The organism is Nocardia terrae (assembly GCF_009760405.1).
Taxonomy (GTDB): Bacteria; Actinomycetota; Actinomycetes; order Mycobacteriales; family Mycobacteriaceae; genus Nocardia; species Nocardia terrae.
The window spans coordinates 357,203-375,007 of sequence record NZ_WRPP01000003.1 but is presented as its reverse complement, the minus strand read 5'-3'; the positions used below and the strand labels follow the sequence as shown (position 1 = coordinate 375,007).

Genomic DNA, 17,805 nt, shown 5'->3' with positions numbered 1-17,805 from the left:
GCTTCCGAGGATAGAACGTGGTAACAGTAAACCCGAGTACCTATTACACCGCTGGCAAGGATCTGGCCGAGATCGGGAACGCCGTTGCCACCGCTGTTAAACAGACCTTGGCCCCCGAGGTCAGCGGTATCGAGAATGTGAAGACAAAAGGCATGGGCGGCAACCATCCGCAAGCCCTGGCATGGAACACACGGTACAAGCAGTCGAGCGATGATCTGTACACCCTCGCCGCTGCGGTCTCTGATGCCGCCCAGCGATTCGCCGACATTCTGAACGTGTGCGGATACAACTGGGACACCTCCAACTACAACGCGAACCCGAAGTCGGACAAAGGCACTGCGCCGACGAAGCCGACGCTGGCGGCGAATCCGCTGTTCGGAGACAAGGACGTGCCCAAGACTCCTGATCCCACCAACGACAACGGCGACGGGCTGACATTCAGCGGAGGCGCTCCGAAGTGGTCTGGCACATTGATATCCGCACTTAAAGCGCGGAATGTGACCTTCCCCAATGGTGATACCGACCTGCTGGCGGCAGCGGCGAAGGGCTGGCAGGCATTCGCGGCGAGCGACGCGGTGACAGGCTCGTCTGCCAAGCTGGGGCAGATCGCCGACTCGTTCGCGAGCGTCGACGCGCCTGAGAAGGACGACATCGTCCAAACCCTCCACACCTTGCAACAGGGCGCACAGCGAATCGCGGCGGCGGCGAAGGGAATCGCGACGGCGGTCGGGAACCATCACGACCAACTCACGACCCTGCGCGACGGTGTCGACAAGGAAGCCCCGAAGGCCCTGCCCGACTTGCTCGCGACCGCGGTCAGTATGGGAACCAATGTCAACATCTCGGCGCTCGACGGCGCACAACCGGATGTCATCAACAGTGCCGCAGACGATTTCACCGCGATCTGGAATCGTAGTGGTCTGCCGGGCGTGTGGGCCGCGGCGTTCGAGGGCTGCGACAACCTAGGCTCGATATCCGATATTGCGGGCATCGCGACTCTAGCCGTTCCTAAAGAATCGGGTAACGCGGCCGACAATCAGTCGGTGGCTGCCGCGATCGATGCGACGACCGTCGTCAGCACCGTCGACGGGGTGGACGACAAGGGCCAACCCACGAAGACCATCACCATGAAGGACGGTTCCAAGACGGTGGCTACTCAGACCACCACAACCGACCCCGACAACCCCGGTTCAGCGGCACAGCCGACCGTGAAATACGACCAGTACGACAAAAACGGGAAGCTCCTGTCGACAACGGTCAGCTACAAAGGGACGTCGGGTGAGACACGTCAGCTCACAACCCTGTACAAGGACGGCGCCGGCAGCGATCAAACGAAGGTGCTGAAAATTGCCGGTGTGAACAGTGATGATCCTGGTACTACGATCATCACCTTGCCCGACGGGCGGAGCGCATCCGGTCCCTACGAGTGGTTCTCCCATCCCAACCTGGATGGTGTCGGTGGCGCGGCGTCGGCAGCCGACAAGTTCGCCGACCTCAAGTTGAGTAAGCTGCCAACCACCGACATCATGTCCGAATCCGAGAAGGGCCTGCGAGACATCAAGGCAGGATCCAGTTTCATCGGCCCTGGTGCGACTGTTGCCGCAGGCGTATTGGACGTCATGAGTGGAAACGCCAGTCCCCTGCAAGCCGCCGGCTCGACGGTAGCCCAAATTGGCGCGGGCGACATCGGCGCGGACGTCGGAGGAACCCTCGGTGCTCTCGTTCCAGGCGCGGAGCCGATCACAATACCCGCGGGGGCCGCACTCGGAGCGATTGCCGGTGGCGAGATCGGTGGCTGGCTGTTCGACAAAGCATGGAAGCTGGGTGACTGATGAGTGTTGTACGCATTCCCGCCAACGCGGTGCCGGACGAGTGGAAGATCCGCCTGGACTGGCGGATTGCTGCCGGTACCGTACTTTTCTTCGGCGCCGGCGGCTATTTGGTCGTCGAGGCGGTCGTAGCGCTCACCCAAGCGAGATACCTCAAGGCTGGCCTGTTCGCGCTGTTTGCCGTCACATGCGTGTCTGCCATTGGCGGTTCGCTCGGTTTCTATCGGCGACGTCGGGTGGGTCGTTCCAGCGGCGTCACGCGGACGAAGGCAGACCCCGCCAGCATTACGTTCAGGTTTGCGCGACCTATCTGGTCGACCTTCGTTTTCCTCGCGAGCTTCGCTGCCTCTGCGGGGTGGTGGGGTGTCCTCAGACTGGAAAACAAGGTCCCGTGGGTCGATTCCGCGACGCTGGCGCGGTCACCTGTGTTCGGTATCGTGCTGTTGGGATTCGCCATTTTCGCGGCGGCCGCCGGTGTCGAGTTTCTTCGGGGCGGTTTCGCGACCGCACGCATCACATTGTCGGAGACGGGCATTCGTCATCGCTCAACCACGGTCGAAACATTCTTCCCGTGGGCGGCAGTCGAAGCGATCAACGCCTCCTCGACCGCCATCTCAACAGGCAGGAAATCGCCCGTAACAGTGCCGACTGTCGCGATCACCTACAACCCTGCCGCCGGAGTGGCCCGCCGGCATCACGGCTTATTCGGCCCGTTCGGCACGGAGCGCCCGGCAAAGCTCGAGAACGGGCTCGAAGTGTGGACTCTTCGTCCCGAGTCATTTGAAATCGGCGCTCCTCGACTGTATTCCGCGTTGCGCTTCTACCTCGGGCATCCCAAGATGCGCGCCGAACTCGGCGCCGATTCGAGCATCCGCAGGATCATCGCCGGGGACTTCACGCCGGCGACGCTTTGACTCAGGCGACCGAAAATCCAGAGCTCCGCGAAGAGCTCGGCACCGAGGCAAGTCGACAGCGAGTCATCGAAGCATGATCGCCGTCGGCGAAGTACGTTGTATGAACAGGGGAATGAGTTGAGTACCGATCGGGAGCGGATTGCCGCGCGCAACGCCCGCTTGCAAGAGGCGATCATGCAGGTGCGCGGTAAAGTCGCATCGGCTGGCGGCACGGTTGCCGTCGAAACCGATAGAAACGGAACGATCACTGATCTCCGGATTTCGCAGGCTGCGATGTCTGCCAATCCAGATCAACTGGCGCAAGTCATCGCTCAGTGCCACGAAGCGGCGCGGCTGCAGGCACAGGACAAAGCCACCGAACTCTACACAGACCAGCTGGACGCGCCTGAACTCCCGAATCCGACCGCTTCACCCGGTCCGCAGGACTCACCCACTCCGCCGGATTGGGAGGAACTTGCGCCGCCGATGCGTATCACACATACCTTGTGACCACCTCCTGCTCGGCCGCTGAGCGGCTGGATGGCAAGTCTGTACCGATGACCCGGCTATCGGCCGGTCCAGGGGGTGGGGAGAAGTGTGAGACTCGAAGCAACCCCTTCGATACGCATCGCCGATCGGGAGCGCAGGGACTGGGCTCCGATCTGGCGATGTCAGAGCGTATAGGTGATGCGGAGCGGGGTGGGCTCCTCCCACTCTTCCGGGTTGGGTGCCGACCGCGAGTCAGGCGAGGGCCTCCGCGGCAAATGCTCGCGCGATCTATGCAATTGGGTGGTTGCCCCTGTGGCCCGGTTGTCGGCTCGGATGCTTGGCATGAACCAATCCTCGGCTGTACTGAGTGTCTCTGCATCGAGCGTTGAGAACTTGGCGCCGTGCACCTCATACGCCGCACGCTGCGCTGCCTCGGTTATGGCAGCCGCCAGGCTGTTGATCCTTTTGGCGCGGAACGCTTCTCGCGAAATCCGAACTTCGGTGACGGAACCGCGAATGCTCATCACGAGCTGGACGGAACTGTCGTTCGACGCCGCCTCCACAGTCTCGTTCTGCCGACGAGGTTCTGGTTTGGGCAATCGTATGCCCATGATGTCGAGCATCTGTCGGACATCGGATCCTGCTGTCGCCGATACTTCCATGCGCACCGCATTTGCCTGTCCAACCGCCCGGTTGATCGCCTGGACAACGGAACGGCCAAGATATTCTGGGTGGCTGTTTTCGAATGTCTCCGGTGCCAGTCTGACTTTTTGTACAATGCCCGCCAGGTTTACGGCAACCCCAACCAGCCCATCGGACGACCAACCGGGTGTTTTTTCAACCTTCAGCCGCCGCGCGGATTCCTCCAGTTCGCGAACTTTCCTTTGGATACCGGTTACAACGCCATCCAATTCTGCCTGTGAGACCAAATAGAATTCATCATAGTAGGTCGACATAGGAGATTTTCATCCCTCGAAATTTGGTAGACGACGACATGTGGACATCAGTAGCCGTCCCCGCCCTCCTCTGCCACTATCAGCTCATAGCAGGAAATCATCAACATTCTGCTGACGCGGTGGTCGTAGACCTTGAAATGAAGGTCAGTCGACGGACCGGGCTTCTTGAAGACTTCGAACCCTGGGCTGTCGGCGCTTTCGAAGCGAATGCGAAAAGGTAGCATCCAGTTAACAAACTGTATGGTTTCGAGGAGCATGCTGCCGGGGGTATTGGCTAACTTCGCGCCGACGTCGACCCGGCGTCCAATCAGGACACCCAGACCCTCCTGGTTGAATTCTCGAATATATGCCAGACTGCCACGACGCGCCTTTTTGGAGATTATATGACCTAGGTACTCGCCATCGGCGGAGTAGGCGGATTTACGATTGCATCGGCCTATCTTTACATCAAACTTTGGACCGACGTACACCCCTTCGCCTTGCAGCAGCGCAATAGCCTGACCTGTTTGAGTCGAGACAACTTCGCACCTTCGTCGCCGAGTGCTAGTAACTATCGAAAACTCCATAAGGTTCTCAAAAGTCTCAACCACAGATACCTGCCATCTCAAAGAATTCACGTCATTTTGAATAGGAATACGATCGGTCACTGGGGAAGCATCTTGACCCGCGCCATTCCTAGGGCCGGGTTCCATCCCGGCTTGCTCTCGGGGCTCACTACCGATTGCGAGAACCAGTCCGAAATGCTCTGACTGCCGGGGGCGAAAAACTCCTGTACATTGTAGGCGACCGGATCCAGGGCCTTGGAAATCTCATCGATCTTTGTCGATATGTTTGTGAATATGCCAACGATCCTGGCGACGTCGTTGACGATTGTATTCACCTTCTTGTAGATGTCAATAATATCCCACAGGGCGAAGCCTACGGCGACAACATCCGCGACGGGGTCCTCGGGGCCGCCGCCCACTACCTCAATTGCCGCCATTTTGGCGGCCATCTTCTCAACTTTGTCTTTCAATAGGTCAAGTGCTTTGTTGATCAACGCGTCGATTGCGGTTACGGCTGATCTGACGAGCATTAGTATAGCGTGATATCCTACGTCGCATGCGTCGGCCACCACCCTTGCGTAATCGCCAATTCCTCCGATGCCCTGAGACCATTTGAACATGTACGAATCAAAGGCCTCGCCGCCCTCGCCCTCCCACTCTCCTCCTAGCTTCCACAAGCCTTTGGTCAGGTTCGCTGAAACGGTGTAGCATCCGTCACTCAGCGTCTTGTAGGCCTCGTGTAGATAGCTGAGTCTGCCCCAATCGCCGGCCAGCGGCTCAAATAGTTGACTGATAAGGCTATGTCCTGTGACAAATCGATATATCTTATCGATCGCAGTCAACTCGTGACTTACCGGACCCTTTGCGCCTTTAACGCCCTTGTATTGGTTATGATAGGCGGATAGGTCTTTGGACATGCGCAGAGCGCCTTCCTGGTACTCGGTGTCCACATTCGGGGTCTTTAGAATCACGTTGTCGTCGTCGAATGTTCCGATCAAATCGTGTTGGGTAATAGTGGAGATATCCGGGATTCCGGCGAGCTTTCCTCCGAAGATAGATGTGAAGGCTGCTGTGTTGTCCGTTTCGGTATTCTGGAATGTTCGGCTCGCGTCGTACATCTTTCCTTGGATCGTATCCATTCCCTTTCGGCAGTCCTTCAGCTTCCCGCCGATGAAATCCGAAGCAGCCTCCACCTTCTTTACCAACGGTTTTGTGAGGCCCTCCAGCCCGTCGGTCTTCCGGCATTCGTTACCCGCCCAGTCGACCATCAAATCGAAGTGCGAACTCTGAGCTAAAACCAGGGCATTGAATTGCGTGAAATCCTCTGTGGGTGGAACGCGCACAACGGGTGTCAAAGCTCTATGTCCTTCTCGACCACGGGATATGAACGGTCACGGATTAATTGAGGGGAATAAGCTGAAAGTCGCACTAACGCAATCGGGACCTGCCGGATGATTCGACCCGACATCACTACTCCACCCCCCTGTGTGACCGTCAGTAAATTGGGTAACAGTCGCGCGGTGACTGTACCTAATCCCTTGGGGGCGGACAAGTTTGAGATATCGGTACCGTGAAGCTCTACGGTCGGGTGGGCCCTCGCGGCCAGCCCGGCTGGAAACCTCGTGGTACGGTCGGGCGACGCCGGCGCTGGGGGCCGGGCGGGGCGGTGCAGCTGAGGTCGTGATGACGTTGGATCGCAACGTGGTTGGGCGTGGAGGGAGAACGTCTTATGGCCGATGATGACTTCAGTGGTCTCAGAAGTGATGGCCGGAAGGGCGTTTACTTCGATTCCGGGGCTGCGCAGACGATGGCGCAGCAGGCCGCGGATATGTTGACGGTGGTGCAGGCGGCGTTCGCGTTGGTGCAGCCGGAGAAGGATCTGCCGGCGTTCAACCAGCGGGCCTCTGGGGCGAAGCTCGCGGAGCGGTTCAATGAGGCCACGAAGAGTTTGAGTGGCACTGTTGCGAAGGATCACGTCGAGGTTCTCACCAGTATGGGTGAGGCGTTCGTGGCCGCAAACAAGGAGTACGCGCAAGCTGATCAGACGTCGGCCGTGAACTTCGATCAGAACGTCCAGGCGAAATTCCAAGGCCTGCAAACGAATACCGGTCAGCCAGGGTTGGCTGTGTCGGGACTGGCTGCGCTGACGCAGCACGTGGATGCCGTCAGTCTGCCGGGGTGGGGGCAGTCTGGTCGGGGGAACGTCTACGAGTGGTCGGGGACGTCGAAGGACGACTACTCCAACAAGCTGCAGACCACGGAGCAGGCGAGTCAGCTGAGTGCACTGGCGCACGGTGCGGGGATCAAGCTGAGTGGCGATGAGATCGTGGGTGAGCCGGGGAGTCAGTACGGCTGGGACGACTTCCATAATCACTGGCAGTACATTCACGATTCGACGATTCTGAGTGACCTGGCCGGCCATGCGCAGGATTGGAAGACTGCCGCCGCCTACATCAAGAGTCAGGCGGCTACCTTCGCCGCGGCCAAGGACAAGTATCTGAAGACCTACCAGGGCATCGAGGCGACCGGGGACACGGTGTGGGCTTCGGACTCCGCTAAGCAGGCCCGGGACGGGATCGGGCACTACCTCGACAACGTGAAGACCCTCACCGACTCGATGGAGTTGATGAGCGCGAATCTCGCGTTCGCGGAGGGTTGGCTGAAGAAGCTGCAGAATTTCTTGCCGTCCAAGAGCATTGCGCAGACCACTCAGCTTGTCGCGGCCGGTAGGGCTGCTGTCGAGATGCCGATTTCGCAGAGCGCGGTCGACGAGGCGATGGACGAGATGCGGCAGGCATGGGACGAGTGGTACGGCAATGGGGTCAAGGACTCCAGCAAGGCCGTGCCCGAGATTCCCGATCCCAAAGCGGCGGTGGCCGTCACGCCGGTGAAGTCGGATACCCCACAGCAAGACGGAAATACGCCGCAGGACACGGGCACCCCGAAGCCGACGGATTCGAAGAAGACCGAGACAACGCAGGTCGACAGCCCTACCCAGACGACCGAGACCAAGCCCACCGATACCAATACGCCCACCGACACCAAAACCACGGATACGACCAAGACGAATACATCGACAACGACCGACAGCACTCTTCAGTCCCTGATCTCTCAGGCCGGCACGATTCTGCAGTCGGGCATTACAGCAGTGGAGCAGGGCGTCGAGAAGGTCGCGTCCGCGATTCAGCAGGGTCTGCAGACCACCCAGACGACCACCAAGACCACCGAGCCGACCGATCAGCTGACCAAGCAGTTGCAGGACATGGGCTTGATCCCGAGTGGCGACAGCCCGACCGGCGGTAGTCCGACGACGCCCACCGGCGTGGGCTCACCCGAGACGCCGAAGACGGAGCCGGCGCCCTATTCCGCAACTCCGGCAACGGAAACGGAAGAAGAGACGGCCACGGTAACGCGCGCCGGACTGGCGACCACGTCCGCTACCTCTTCCGGTATGACCGGCGGAATGCCAGGCACGCCAGGGGCCGGAGCGCAGGGGCAAGGCAAGGAATACCAGCGCCCGGAGTACCTCAAAGGCCTCGACGAACTGTCGGAAGCTCTCGGTGAGGTTCCGGACGCGGTCATCCCGGTCGCGGAGACGTGACGCGGAGCTGGCGGTTCACCGAGGCCGAGTTCTACACGCTCTGGATGGACCGGACCGGGCAGGCGCCGCCGAAGCCTTTCCTGTTCACCTCGGCCACCCGCACCGTGGATGAATTCGACGCCGAGCAACGCGACGCCCGGGAAGGCCTGGGCCAGAAGGTCGGCGGAGATTTCGAGGTCGTGTTCGACGCCATGGCGAACCCGGATCTGTCCCTGACCGCGTACGGGTGGAATGAGAAGGACCGCTTCGCCACGGACTCCATGATCCGGGCACGCGCCACCCGCAAGGGACCGAACGGCTACCTGATCAGGCAGTTGCCCGGCACGAGCTACTTCCACCGCGGCGGATACGCGGTGACCGAATGCGATCCGATCCGGCTGGCCGACGAAATCGTGAGCGCGCTGCCTCCCGTCGAACGGGGTGGCCTCGGAGATATCGGATTGGCCTCTCGTGAACAGGATCTGGATCACGAGTTCGGTCGTTCGGCTATTGCCGCCGCGCCCGACGCCGAGATATTCAAGACGCGCGAGTTCCTGGCGACGCCCGTCACGACGGCCGGTGAGATCCGTATCGTCCAAGGCCGATCGCTTTTCGGCCCCCGCGGAACCACTTGCCACACGGTCCGATTCCGTGATCTGGAAGGCGATGGCCGATACGTCGTCACGGAGAACCCGGACCGGGCGCTCGCGGTGGACGAGCGGCGATTCATCGCGGTTCTCAACAACTACGTTGCCGCGGTGGTGCGGACGATCAAGGACGAGCGCGGATGATCGGTATGGTTTCGGCAAAAGCGGTTGGTGCGTGGGACAGCTCTGTGATATCCATACGCATAGCTAACTGGGAGGGAGTTCGCGATGAGTGACGTTGAGGCGGTGAGTTCCGGCTCGGCCCAGGGGGATTGGGCCTCCGTGACGGCGGCCACAATTACCGGGTCCATTCGGGTGAAAACAACTCACCAGGGATTGCCATTGGCCGTCAAGGTCGATCCCGACGAGCTTCGCCGGGATCCCGATCACCTCGCGGGCGAATTGCTGAGGCTGTGCCAGCGTGCGGCCAATCGCGCCGGTCTGGAGCTGCGAAAGCAGTTGGAGGACGCCGGACTCGATGCCGCGGGCCTCGCCCGCACCGGCCTGCCCACCGAAGCCGATGTCGCTCGACAGGAGATTGTCGAGGAGCAGGACTACGATACTGAGCCGCAGAGCTGGCTCAGGACGGTGTGAGAGGGGGCAGCGTGGTCTCGTCGATGGATGAGCTGCAGGAGCAGGTTCGGCGGCAGCTGTACCGGTTTCAGGATCTGGCCGAACAGATGGCGGCGGTTCGGGGGCGGGAAACCTCCGAGGACGGTGCTGTCACGGTCGAGGTCGACGGAAACGGTGCGCTCAAGGATCTCCAGTTCACCAGCGCTGTCTCGCGGATGACGCCCGCGGAGTTCGAGCGGACCGTGGTGCACACGTCCGCTCAGGCCGCGCGGCGAGCGTTCGAGCGCCGCGCTGAGATCGTTAACCGCTTCAATGACGAGATGGCCGGGTAACGTCCGGTTTGTTAACACAACCTTGAGTCAGAGTTTGCACCTTGCGGTCTGGCACAGGGAAATTCGCACTTGTAGTCTGAGCAAGATCAAAGGTAGTGGGAGGGACACACCATGGCCGATCACGTAGCGGCGGATTTTCCGCCGATCCTCGCGTACGCCACCGAGAAGGCGGGCATCGCCACCCAGGTCGCGGGGACGGCCGCGGTCGATGTGGGTACCGCACTCGCGCAGGCGGTTCCGGTCTTCGGGCTGATCGGCCAGGAATTCCTGGCGGCCTTCGCCGCCGCGCAGGGCAATTTCCTGATGTCGTCGGTGGAGATCGCGGCCGTGCACGCGGACACCGCGACCACGGCGTACGCGGCCGTCGGCGCTTACGGCACCAATGAAGTGACCTCAGCCGCCAACTTCCTCTCGACGGTGCTGTGACCAGTCCGTCGAACCCGACCGTTCTGGACGAGCTACGCAGCAGTCCGGTCGGTCAGTACCTCGATACGCCGGTCACCGACGTATTGAGCAATCTGGGATTGCCGCAGCTGCCTTCGCTTTCGTCGATCAGCCTGCCGGATCTGTCGGGCATCCAGCTACCCACGCTGCCGACGATCGACCTGACGACTCTGATCCAGCCGGTTGTCAGCCTGCTGCAGTCCTTCGGGACCGGCAGCCTGAGCAACAGCAGTTTCAATCCCGCGACCATTCTGACGTCGCTGGTGAGCGCGCTGACTTCCTCTGCGTCACAGAGCAAGTCGGCGACGAGCACGGTCTCGAACACGTGGACCGGTGACGCCGCCACCGCTGCGCAGGACAAGAGCAAGACGGTCGAGGGGCAGACCGGGGAAGTCGCCGCGCAGGGGACCCAGCAACATGGCATCCTGCTGAGCGCCGAGGCCATCGTCGCTCAGGGCTACGCCGAAATGAGCGCTCTCATCGCGAGATTCGTCGCGCAGGTGAGTGCCGGCATCGCGATGCTGGCCACCCCCGCCGGTATCCCGTGGCTGATCGCCACCGCCACCGACGCGATCAGCGAGGGCTCCGCCATCGCGGCCCAGACCTCGCTCCAGTTGGCGGGCAGCACCGCCGAGATCGCCGCAGCCGGAACGAAGATCCTGATCGCGGGCGCGCCGATCGCCTCCAACCTCGCCGACCTGGCGAACATGGTGGGCACCGCGCTGCAGCCGATCACCAGCGTCGCGCCCACCGTGGCGAGCAATGTGGCCTCGAAGGCGTCCTCGGTCGCCTCCACCGTCGGCAGCGATATCAGCTCGGCGCTGAGCAACAGCAACACCAATACGAACACCAACACCAATACCAATACGAACAACAAGACGACCACGCCGACGGACACCACCACCAAGACCGACGACGAGAAGAAGACCGATCTCGACACCTCGAAGGTCGACGGTGGCGGCGGCAGTCCGCTCAGCACCCTCTTCGGCGGCGGTACACCCAGCACCACGACGCCGACGAACACACTGGGCGCCAACAAGATCCCGACCGGTGAGGTCACGGCGACCGGATCTCCCAAGACCAGCACGACGACCGAGACCGCAGCCCGCACCACGACCACCACTTCCTCGCCCGGCATGGGCGGGGCCGCGGGTGCCGCGGGCCGGGCCGGTGCTGCCGACGAGGAGTCGAACTCGGACCGTTCCGGTCTGGTCACCGGAGTCAACGGCGACGAGGTGGTCGGAACCATCGAGGGTGTGGTCCTGCCGGTGGTCGGCGCCATCGAGGCCATCGACGAGCCGCCGGACAAGGCGCTCACTCTCTGAAAAGATTTGCCAGGGGTAATAGGAGGAATGGCATGAGCACCAACGCATTCGACGGTCTGCGCTTCGACGCCTCGACCGCACGCGACGCCGCGGCCCAGCTGGACGCGCTGGCCGACCGTGTCGCGGCCGGACTGGATGTCGAGCAGGTCAAGCTCGACTTCGCGCCCGCCGGCGCCGACGAGGTGTCGGTGCGTGCCGCGCAGACCCTCGGCGCGGTGGCGACCTCGTTCGTCACCTCCGGCGGTGACGGCGTCACCGAGCTGCGCAACCTGGCCGCGGAATTGCGCAGCCAGTTCGATGCCTTCGGTCAGGTCGAGGAGCAGTCCGTCCTCGGCTTCGCGGGCTGAGCGGAGACCATCTCCGATGCTGGAACCGACGAAACCCGGCTTCACCGAGACGGTTTGGGAATCCCGACCGCCCGAGCAGCTGGCGCGTGACCTGGTGACGGGTGCCGGTGCGGTACCCGCCGCCGAGGCGGGTCTCGCGTGGACGCGCTTGAGCGCGGGTTTCGCGGCCGCCGCCCTGGAGTACGAGCGGATCCTCGTAATCCTGGACAGCGCTTGGGAATCCAAGAACAGCGGACCGTTCATCGAACGCATCAAGGCCCTGCGGGACTGGCTCGGCACCTCCGCCTCGGCCGCGGCCGGAAACGCGGCGCAGGCCGAAGCGCATGCCGCCGCATACGAACTCGCGAAACTGACCATGCCGGATGTCGACGAGGTCGAGAAGCTCAAGGACATCCAGCAGTTGTTCGGGCAACTGGGCCCGGCCATGGGCCCGATCCTCCTGGGCGCGATGGCGGGCACCGACACCGACGTGGAGAAGGCAAAGGCCGAAGCGGCCCGGGTGATGCGCACCTACGAGGCCGCCACCGAAAACCTGGCCAAGCCCTGGGAACACGAGGCGCCGCCGCAGGTGACCGCCGGGCTGACTCCTACCGAGCAACCGGCCGCGCCCGTCGAGACCCCGGAAACGCCGACGGCCATGCCGACCTCGCTACCGACCCTGTCGCTCGATTCGTTCAACCTGCCACCGATGCCGTTGGCCAAGCTACGCACGACGACGACCGTCGCGGCCGAGGAGACGACCACCACGCAACGCGTGGTGACGGAACCGGTCACAGTGCAGCAGACCGGCCAGGCCATGGCGCCCACCGCGGCGGGTACGGGCGGCCAGGACGGCGACGAGGAGCACATCCCACGCGCCGGACTCGTGGGCGCACCCGCCGGCGATCTGGGCCTCACCTCGGGCATGGAGGCCGCCCCCGCCGTGCTCGGCGGCGTCGACCCGTCCGCGCAGCGTGCCCCGGTCGACATCGCCTTCAACGCGGGCAGCACGGGATCCGAAAGTGCCTCCGGTACAGCCGAATCCGGCAGTGGGCAGGCCGCCTCATGACGACGCTGACCAACGACGGTGTGATCGCGCTGGCCGGACACCTAGGTGTACAGACCCTGCCCCTCGTCCTATCCATCGGTCCGCAGCAGGACTCGTACTCGGAATGGGAGCAGGCGCAGGAACTAGCTCGCTCCGACCTACGCGCCCGCCGCATCGTCGACGCCCACGGCGACGTCGACACCGACACTGCCGCAGCATTTTTCACTCTGGCTCAGCCGGATCGTGAACTGGCCATGCGAGTCCACACCGCAGACGGCCCGCTCCGTGTCTGTGTGGCCCGCCGCGGCGAGGATCATGTGGTGGCCACCCGTCGCGGCGACGCCCTCGACATCCACTCCCTGTGGTCCGACGGCTCGGGCGCATCCCTGGCCCGCCCCCTCCTCGACGCGCTGGGCCCCTGCCCTGCCGCCGACCTCACCGCCTTCAGCGCAGAATCGGCAGACCTGGCCGAACGCCTCGACGCCGCAACGACTTCCGCGGACTACGCGAACACCGTCTACAACCTCGGCGTCCCCGACACAGACGCCACCGCCTACGGTCTCGCCCTGTCCACCATCCACGCCTACGCCGAAATCGTGGCCTACGCCTACGCCGACGGCCTCACAGACCGATCGCCCGGAGCCGTCGCGGTCTACGACACCGCACGGGGCCGCATCGTGGCCGCACCGGGGGTCGCCCCGGACCAGACGCTCTGGTCCACGCTGACACCGGGCAGTGATCACCGTATCGCGCAGTCGATTTCAGCACTGATCGACTCGCTGCCTGGGGGGAGGTGGCTGTCGTGAGTCCGGCGTGACCCACCTGCAGCTGATCCACCCCGAACCGGTGATGCGCAACGCATCGCCTATCCATCCCAAGAAAAGGCAAGGTACAGACGATGGTTGCAAATGATGCGGAACTCGCCAAGGCGGCGCAGAGCCACATGGCGGACGTGGTCGCGTCCATCAAGGGCATTCTGAAGAAGATCACCGACGAGGTGGACTCGTCCAAGAGCAGCTTCCAGGGTGAAGCGGCCGGCGCATTCAACACCGCCGCCCAGGCGTGGGATGCGGAGGCCCAGAAGCTGAACGCGGCCATGGACGAGTTCCAGGAGAAGGTCGGCTCGGGCACCAACGTGTTCGAGGACACGGACATCACGAACAAGGACAAGTTCGCTAGCGCTCTGACCAATCTCGGCTAGTAGCGGTTAGCGCCAACACCAACTCTCCATCACCTGCAAAGGACGAAAAATGCTTTACGACAAGGCCGGAATGACCCAGCTGGCGGAACACCTCCGGCAGTACCACAAGGATCTGGTTGCCGTTGCCGGCGACGGTACTGTCGCGATCGACACCTCCAGCGATCTCGGCCAGGCCTACGAGCGCCTGAAGTCGGCTTGGTCCAACCCGGCCAGCGGTGCGGAGAACGGCGCTCTCGAGGCCGTCGTCGCCGCGAAGAACGACTGGGACAAGGCCTACGCTGACAAGTGCCTGTCGACCCTGGACGCTGTGACCTCCGCTGTCGAGAATGCTCTGAACAACGCTCTCTCCGCGGATGCCCGAGTCGGCAACATGTTCAACGGCTAGCGAGTGCATCGGTGCTACCGACGACAGCGCACTTCTCCAGCCAGGAGGAGTGCGCTGTCGTCGGTCCGCCGCCAGTAATCTATCTGCTCAGTAGTTCCCGGTTCGACGGAGGATTTGGTTAGTGCCAGCCCAATTGACCACCCGTGCCCAGGTCAATGGGTACCGCTTCCTGCTGCGTCGGCTCGATCACGCGTTGGTACGCCGCGACGTGAGAATGCTGCACGATCCGATGCGGTCTCAGTTCCGATCGCTCATGGTCGGAGCGGTTCTCGCAGTGCTCGTGGTCGCGGGTGCGGCGATCATGGCCTTCATCCGTCCGCAGGGCTCGATCGGCAACGCGAATATCGTCATGGGCAAGGACAGTGGCGCCCTCTATGTCGTCGTGCGGGACAAGGACGACAAGAACAAGATGACGCTGTATCCGTCCTTGAATCTCGCGTCCGCACGGTTGTTGGCGGGGAAGGACGAGTCGCCGACATCGGTCAAGGACAGCAAGCTCAACTCGGTTCCCCGCGGTCCGATTCGCGGAATCCCCGGTGTCCCAGCCGCTTTGCCCGGCAGTGGCCAGGGCACCAGATCCCAGTGGACGCTGTGTGACAAGGTGCCGTTGTCCGCGTCCGGTGGTTCTCTGTCCTCAACGGGAGCGGAGACGGCAGTCATCGCCGGGAGCGTGGACCTTGGTGACCACGTCAAGGTTGCCGATGCGGGGACCGCGGTTCTGGCGAAGAAGACCGACGATCAGAAGAAGGACCACACCTATCTGATCTACGACGGCAAGATCGCCGAGGTCAACCCGCAGAATGACGTCGCAACGCAGACCGCCCTGTCCTCGGTGCTCGATTTGTCGACCGCGCGACCGATCTCGTCGAACCTGGTTGGAGCGCCGGTCCCGGTTCCTCCTCTGGTTTTGCCCACGATTCCGAACGCCGGCGAGAGCAACGGCCCCGGCCAGCTGAGCAGTGTGAAGGTCGGCAACATCATCCAGGTCGCGGCCATGGACGGCTCGGGTCGGTCGGATCTGTATGTCGTGTTGACCAACGCTATTCAACGCGTTTCGCTGTTCACCGCTCAGTTCATCACGTATGCGAACTCGAAGAATCAAAGCACCGACGGGTTCACCAACGTGACGCCCGCCATGATCGCGGGAATTCCGCAGAAGCACGCGTCCGACAAGAACGATCCGGGACTGCCGATCGACGACTTCCCCAGCGTCGCACCGAAGATCATTTCCGCATCGGAGAATCCGGTCACTTGCGTCACCTGGACGAAGAAGAGCGGTTTCGGCAAGGATCAGTCGGATGCCACTGAAAGCCCCTCTGATTGGGCTACGGTCCAACTGTTGGTCGGCACTCGCTACCCACTCCGCGACTCGCAGACACCGGTCACGCTGGCAACTGCTGACGGCACCGCCGGTGACCGAGTCGACAGGGTCTTCGTCTCACCTACGACCGGAGAGTTCGTGCAGACGACCGGTGTGAAGCCAGGGAGTCAGGAGCGCGACGGCCTGTACTATATCGCTGACAACGGAATCAAGTACAGCATCCCGGATTTCAAGACGGCGGGGATTCTAGGGCTCGATACCAAGCCCCACCTTGCCCCGTATTCGATTGTGAGCGCGCTGATTCCCGGGCCCACCTTGTCCGTGGACGATGCACAGAAGAGCTGGGACACCTTGCCGCCCAAGTGCGACAAGGCATGCGGTTAACGGCGGGTCCGGAGCTACTTCACGCTCTTGCGCAGGATCGGCAGCAGCTTGTCCAGCAGAATCTGTTCGGAATTGTTCGACCACTGACGGATCGCGGTGACCGCGGCAGGGTCATCGAGGACGATCACGGTGGCCTGACTGGCCGCCAAGTTCACCGGAAGGTTCACCAGGCCGCCGCCGCTCGCATCCGTGTCGCTGCGGACCGCGAGCACGTAGCCTGTGGTGATCGGCTTCAGCGCATCGTACTGAGAATTGAAATCCGACGGGATGGGGCGAGGATTCGGCTCGTCCCCCTTGCGGAGGTAGTTCGGACTGTAGGCGAAGCCGAGGTCTTCGAGGAATTTCGACTGAGAGCCCGGCTTCAACTGGACATCCATCTCAGCCTTGTTGCCGCTCTGGCCTGAGACATCCACTATGACAATCGATTTGTCCTTGAATGCAGGATTCTGCGAGCGAGCGATGGCCATCGGATTCTGGGTCGCGAAGGCCGTTGAGCCATCCTGCGTAGCCCAAATGCCCACTCCCGCGGCCAGCGCGATAACTGTTGCGGCGACTCCGCCGATTATCAGGGCGCGTTTACGACCGCCTGGTTTCGCCGACGTGCTCGGTTCCGTTGATGCGGCTGCGGCGAGGGTGGTGGATCGTTCGTGAGGCAGGGTCTGCATCGACAGCCCTGAAACCCCGTACTCGAGCGCGGATTTCAGCGCTGTCGTGAATTCATGACAGGTATCGAACCGATCCGCCGGATCCTTGGCCATAGCGACAGCGAGTACATCGTCCACTGCAGTCGGGAGCGTAGGATCCACAGCCGTGATTCGCGGGGGCGGTTCGCTGAGGTGGCCCATCATCACCACTGCGGGTTGCGTGCCCGGATAGGGATTCTGTCCGGTCAGCAGGCGAAAGAACGAGCATGCGAGGCTATAGATATCAGCGCGATGATCGAGTCTGTGTCCACTCAATTGCTCGGGCGAGGCGTAGGCGATGGTGGCCACGAATCCGCCGGCCTGGGTCAGCTCATTGGTGTCCTCGGTCGACTTCGCAACGCCGAAGTCGGTGAGCAGCACTCGTTCTTCCCCGTTGTCACCCATGGACAGCAGGAAGTTCGCGGGTTTGACGTCCCGGTGCAGCAGACCCCTACGGTGTGCGTGGTCGAGGCCGCGTCCGACCTCGGTGACGATGTGCAATGCGCGCCAAGGGGTGATCGACCGGGGATCTCGCTCGGCGGCCGCCGCCGCGTCGATGCCGTTCACGTACTGCATCGCGATCCAGAGCTGGCCGTTGTCCTCGCCACGATTGTAGATCGAAACGATATTCGGATGATCCAGAGCCGCAGCGAGATTCGCCTCCCGCTCGAACCGGGCCCGATACTCTGTATCCCGGCTGAACTGCGGGCTGAGAACCTTCAGAGCGTCCCACCGCGGTAGCTCGGGATGCTTGGCCAGATACACCGTGCCCATGCCTCCCGCCCCGAGTACGCGCTCGACGCGGTAGCCGCGGATGATGGTGCCCGGTCCGATATTCATCCCG

19 protein-coding genes are annotated in these 17,805 nt (G+C 62.4%); 15 read left to right on the top strand and 4 right to left on the bottom strand.

The window, feature by feature from the left end:
- The first annotated feature begins 17 nt into the window (after window positions 1-17).
- The 3 genes from GPX89_RS17135 (at window position 18) to GPX89_RS17125 (ending at window position 3,232) form a co-directional block, all read left to right on the top strand.
- Window positions 18-1,832, top strand: coding sequence for a hypothetical protein (locus tag GPX89_RS17135; RefSeq protein ID WP_157388554.1), 1,815 nt, complete (start codon window positions 18-20; stop codon window positions 1,830-1,832).
- Entirely contained in the window at window positions 1,832-2,743 is a 912-nt protein-coding gene (locus GPX89_RS17130; protein WP_157388553.1) for a hypothetical protein, read from the top strand. The genes GPX89_RS17135 and GPX89_RS17130 overlap by 1 nt, the downstream gene beginning before the upstream one ends.
- 117 nt (window positions 2,744-2,860) lie before the next feature.
- The gene (locus GPX89_RS17125; RefSeq protein WP_157388552.1) at window positions 2,861-3,232 is read left to right on the top strand and encodes a YbaB/EbfC family nucleoid-associated protein; all 372 of its coding nucleotides are present in this window, start codon (window positions 2,861-2,863) and stop codon (window positions 3,230-3,232) included.
- Window positions 3,233-3,393: 161 nt separating this feature from the next.
- Here the strand turns inward: GPX89_RS17125 and GPX89_RS17120 are convergent, their stop codons facing one another.
- From GPX89_RS17120 to GPX89_RS17110, 3 genes are read right to left on the bottom strand one after another with little or no spacing between them, the layout of a single operon-like run.
- Window positions 3,394-4,167: a YbaB/EbfC family nucleoid-associated protein gene (locus GPX89_RS17120; RefSeq protein WP_157388551.1), complete on the bottom strand. Its 774-nt coding sequence runs from the start codon at window positions 4,165-4,167 to the stop codon at window positions 3,394-3,396.
- A 47-nt stretch (window positions 4,168-4,214) separates the two neighbouring features.
- A complete protein-coding gene (locus GPX89_RS17115) occupies window positions 4,215-4,814 on the bottom strand; it encodes a hypothetical protein (RefSeq protein WP_157388550.1) in 600 nt (199 codons plus the stop codon).
- On the bottom strand, window positions 4,811-6,067 hold the full coding sequence (locus tag GPX89_RS17110; protein ID WP_157388549.1) for a hypothetical protein: 1,257 nt from the start codon (window positions 6,065-6,067) through the stop codon (window positions 4,811-4,813). The genes GPX89_RS17115 and GPX89_RS17110 overlap by 4 nt, the downstream gene beginning before the upstream one ends.
- Window positions 6,068-6,441: 374 nt before the next feature.
- On the opposite strand from GPX89_RS17110, the gene GPX89_RS17105 reads away from it, so the two are divergent.
- The 12 genes from GPX89_RS17105 (at window position 6,442) to eccB (ending at window position 16,278) form a co-directional block, all read left to right on the top strand.
- A complete protein-coding gene (locus tag GPX89_RS17105) occupies window positions 6,442-8,313 on the top strand; it encodes a hypothetical protein (RefSeq protein ID WP_157388548.1) in 1,872 nt (623 codons plus the stop codon).
- Window positions 8,310-9,083 (top strand): ESX secretion-associated protein EspG, encoded by a 774-nt coding sequence (locus GPX89_RS17100; protein ID WP_157388547.1) that lies wholly within the window; start codon window positions 8,310-8,312, stop codon window positions 9,081-9,083. The genes GPX89_RS17105 and GPX89_RS17100 overlap by 4 nt, the downstream gene beginning before the upstream one ends.
- Before the next feature lie 198 nt (window positions 9,084-9,281).
- Window positions 9,282-9,533, top strand: a complete 252-nt coding sequence (locus GPX89_RS17095) for a hypothetical protein (RefSeq protein WP_328601930.1) — start codon at window positions 9,282-9,284, stop codon at window positions 9,531-9,533.
- A 23-nt stretch (window positions 9,534-9,556) separates the two neighbouring features.
- On the top strand, window positions 9,557-9,844 hold the full coding sequence (locus GPX89_RS17090) for a YbaB/EbfC family nucleoid-associated protein (protein WP_157388545.1): 288 nt from the start codon (window positions 9,557-9,559) through the stop codon (window positions 9,842-9,844).
- Between the two features lie 111 nt (window positions 9,845-9,955).
- Window positions 9,956-10,270, top strand: a complete 315-nt coding sequence (locus GPX89_RS17085; RefSeq protein ID WP_235947470.1) for a hypothetical protein — start codon at window positions 9,956-9,958, stop codon at window positions 10,268-10,270.
- Window positions 10,267-11,613: a hypothetical protein gene (locus tag GPX89_RS17080; protein WP_157388544.1), complete on the top strand. Its 1,347-nt coding sequence runs from the start codon at window positions 10,267-10,269 to the stop codon at window positions 11,611-11,613. Before GPX89_RS17085 ends, GPX89_RS17080 begins: the two co-directional genes overlap by 4 nt.
- 32 nt (window positions 11,614-11,645) lie before the next feature.
- On the top strand, window positions 11,646-11,960 hold the full coding sequence (locus GPX89_RS17075) for a PE family protein (protein WP_157388543.1): 315 nt from the start codon (window positions 11,646-11,648) through the stop codon (window positions 11,958-11,960).
- Window positions 11,961-11,976: 16 nt separating this feature from the next.
- Window positions 11,977-13,008 (top strand): PPE domain-containing protein, encoded by a 1,032-nt coding sequence (locus GPX89_RS17070; protein WP_157388542.1) that lies wholly within the window; start codon window positions 11,977-11,979, stop codon window positions 13,006-13,008.
- Window positions 13,005-13,793 (top strand): ESX secretion-associated protein EspG, encoded by a 789-nt coding sequence (locus tag GPX89_RS17065; protein ID WP_157388541.1) that lies wholly within the window; start codon window positions 13,005-13,007, stop codon window positions 13,791-13,793. Before GPX89_RS17070 ends, GPX89_RS17065 begins: the two co-directional genes overlap by 4 nt.
- Before the next feature lie 92 nt (window positions 13,794-13,885).
- A complete protein-coding gene (locus GPX89_RS17060; protein WP_157388540.1) occupies window positions 13,886-14,188 on the top strand; it encodes a WXG100 family type VII secretion target in 303 nt (100 codons plus the stop codon).
- A gap of 49 nt (window positions 14,189-14,237) precedes the next feature.
- Entirely contained in the window at window positions 14,238-14,573 is a 336-nt protein-coding gene (locus tag GPX89_RS17055; RefSeq protein WP_157388539.1) for a hypothetical protein, read from the top strand.
- Between the two features lie 121 nt (window positions 14,574-14,694).
- Window positions 14,695-16,278: a type VII secretion protein EccB gene (eccB, locus tag GPX89_RS17050; RefSeq protein WP_328601929.1), complete on the top strand. Its 1,584-nt coding sequence runs from the start codon at window positions 14,695-14,697 to the stop codon at window positions 16,276-16,278.
- Between the two features lie 14 nt (window positions 16,279-16,292).
- On the opposite strand, the gene GPX89_RS17045 is transcribed toward eccB, so the two are convergent.
- Window positions 16,293-17,801 carry a serine/threonine protein kinase gene (locus GPX89_RS17045; RefSeq protein WP_157388538.1) on the bottom strand — a complete coding sequence of 503 codons (1,509 nt, stop codon included), beginning with the start codon at window positions 17,799-17,801 and terminating at the stop codon, window positions 16,293-16,295.
- Between the last annotated feature and the right edge of the window lie 4 nt (window positions 17,802-17,805).

Bases quoted from the DNA above. Each gene is read 5' to 3' on its own strand.
- GPX89_RS17130 (WP_157388553.1), top strand. From the start codon at position 1,832: ATGAGTGTTGTACGCATTCCCGCCAACGCGGTGCCGGACGAGTGGAAG.
- GPX89_RS17120 (WP_157388551.1), bottom strand. From the start codon at position 4,167: ATGTCGACCTACTATGATGAATTCTATTTGGTCTCACAGGCAGAATTG.
- GPX89_RS17105 (WP_157388548.1), top strand. From the start codon at position 6,442: ATGGCCGATGATGACTTCAGTGGTCTCAGAAGTGATGGCCGGAAGGGC.
- GPX89_RS17090 (WP_157388545.1), top strand. From the start codon at position 9,557: ATGGATGAGCTGCAGGAGCAGGTTCGGCGGCAGCTGTACCGGTTTCAG.
- GPX89_RS17085 (WP_235947470.1), top strand. From the start codon at position 9,956: ATGGCCGATCACGTAGCGGCGGATTTTCCGCCGATCCTCGCGTACGCC.
- GPX89_RS17075 (WP_157388543.1), top strand. From the start codon at position 11,646: ATGAGCACCAACGCATTCGACGGTCTGCGCTTCGACGCCTCGACCGCA.
- GPX89_RS17070 (WP_157388542.1), top strand. From the start codon at position 11,977: ATGCTGGAACCGACGAAACCCGGCTTCACCGAGACGGTTTGGGAATCC.
- GPX89_RS17065 (WP_157388541.1), top strand. From the start codon at position 13,005: ATGACGACGCTGACCAACGACGGTGTGATCGCGCTGGCCGGACACCTA.
- GPX89_RS17060 (WP_157388540.1), top strand. From the start codon at position 13,886: ATGGTTGCAAATGATGCGGAACTCGCCAAGGCGGCGCAGAGCCACATG.
- GPX89_RS17055 (WP_157388539.1), top strand. From the start codon at position 14,238: ATGCTTTACGACAAGGCCGGAATGACCCAGCTGGCGGAACACCTCCGG.
- GPX89_RS17045 (WP_157388538.1), bottom strand. From the start codon at position 17,801: ATGAATATCGGACCGGGCACCATCATCCGCGGCTACCGCGTCGAGCGC.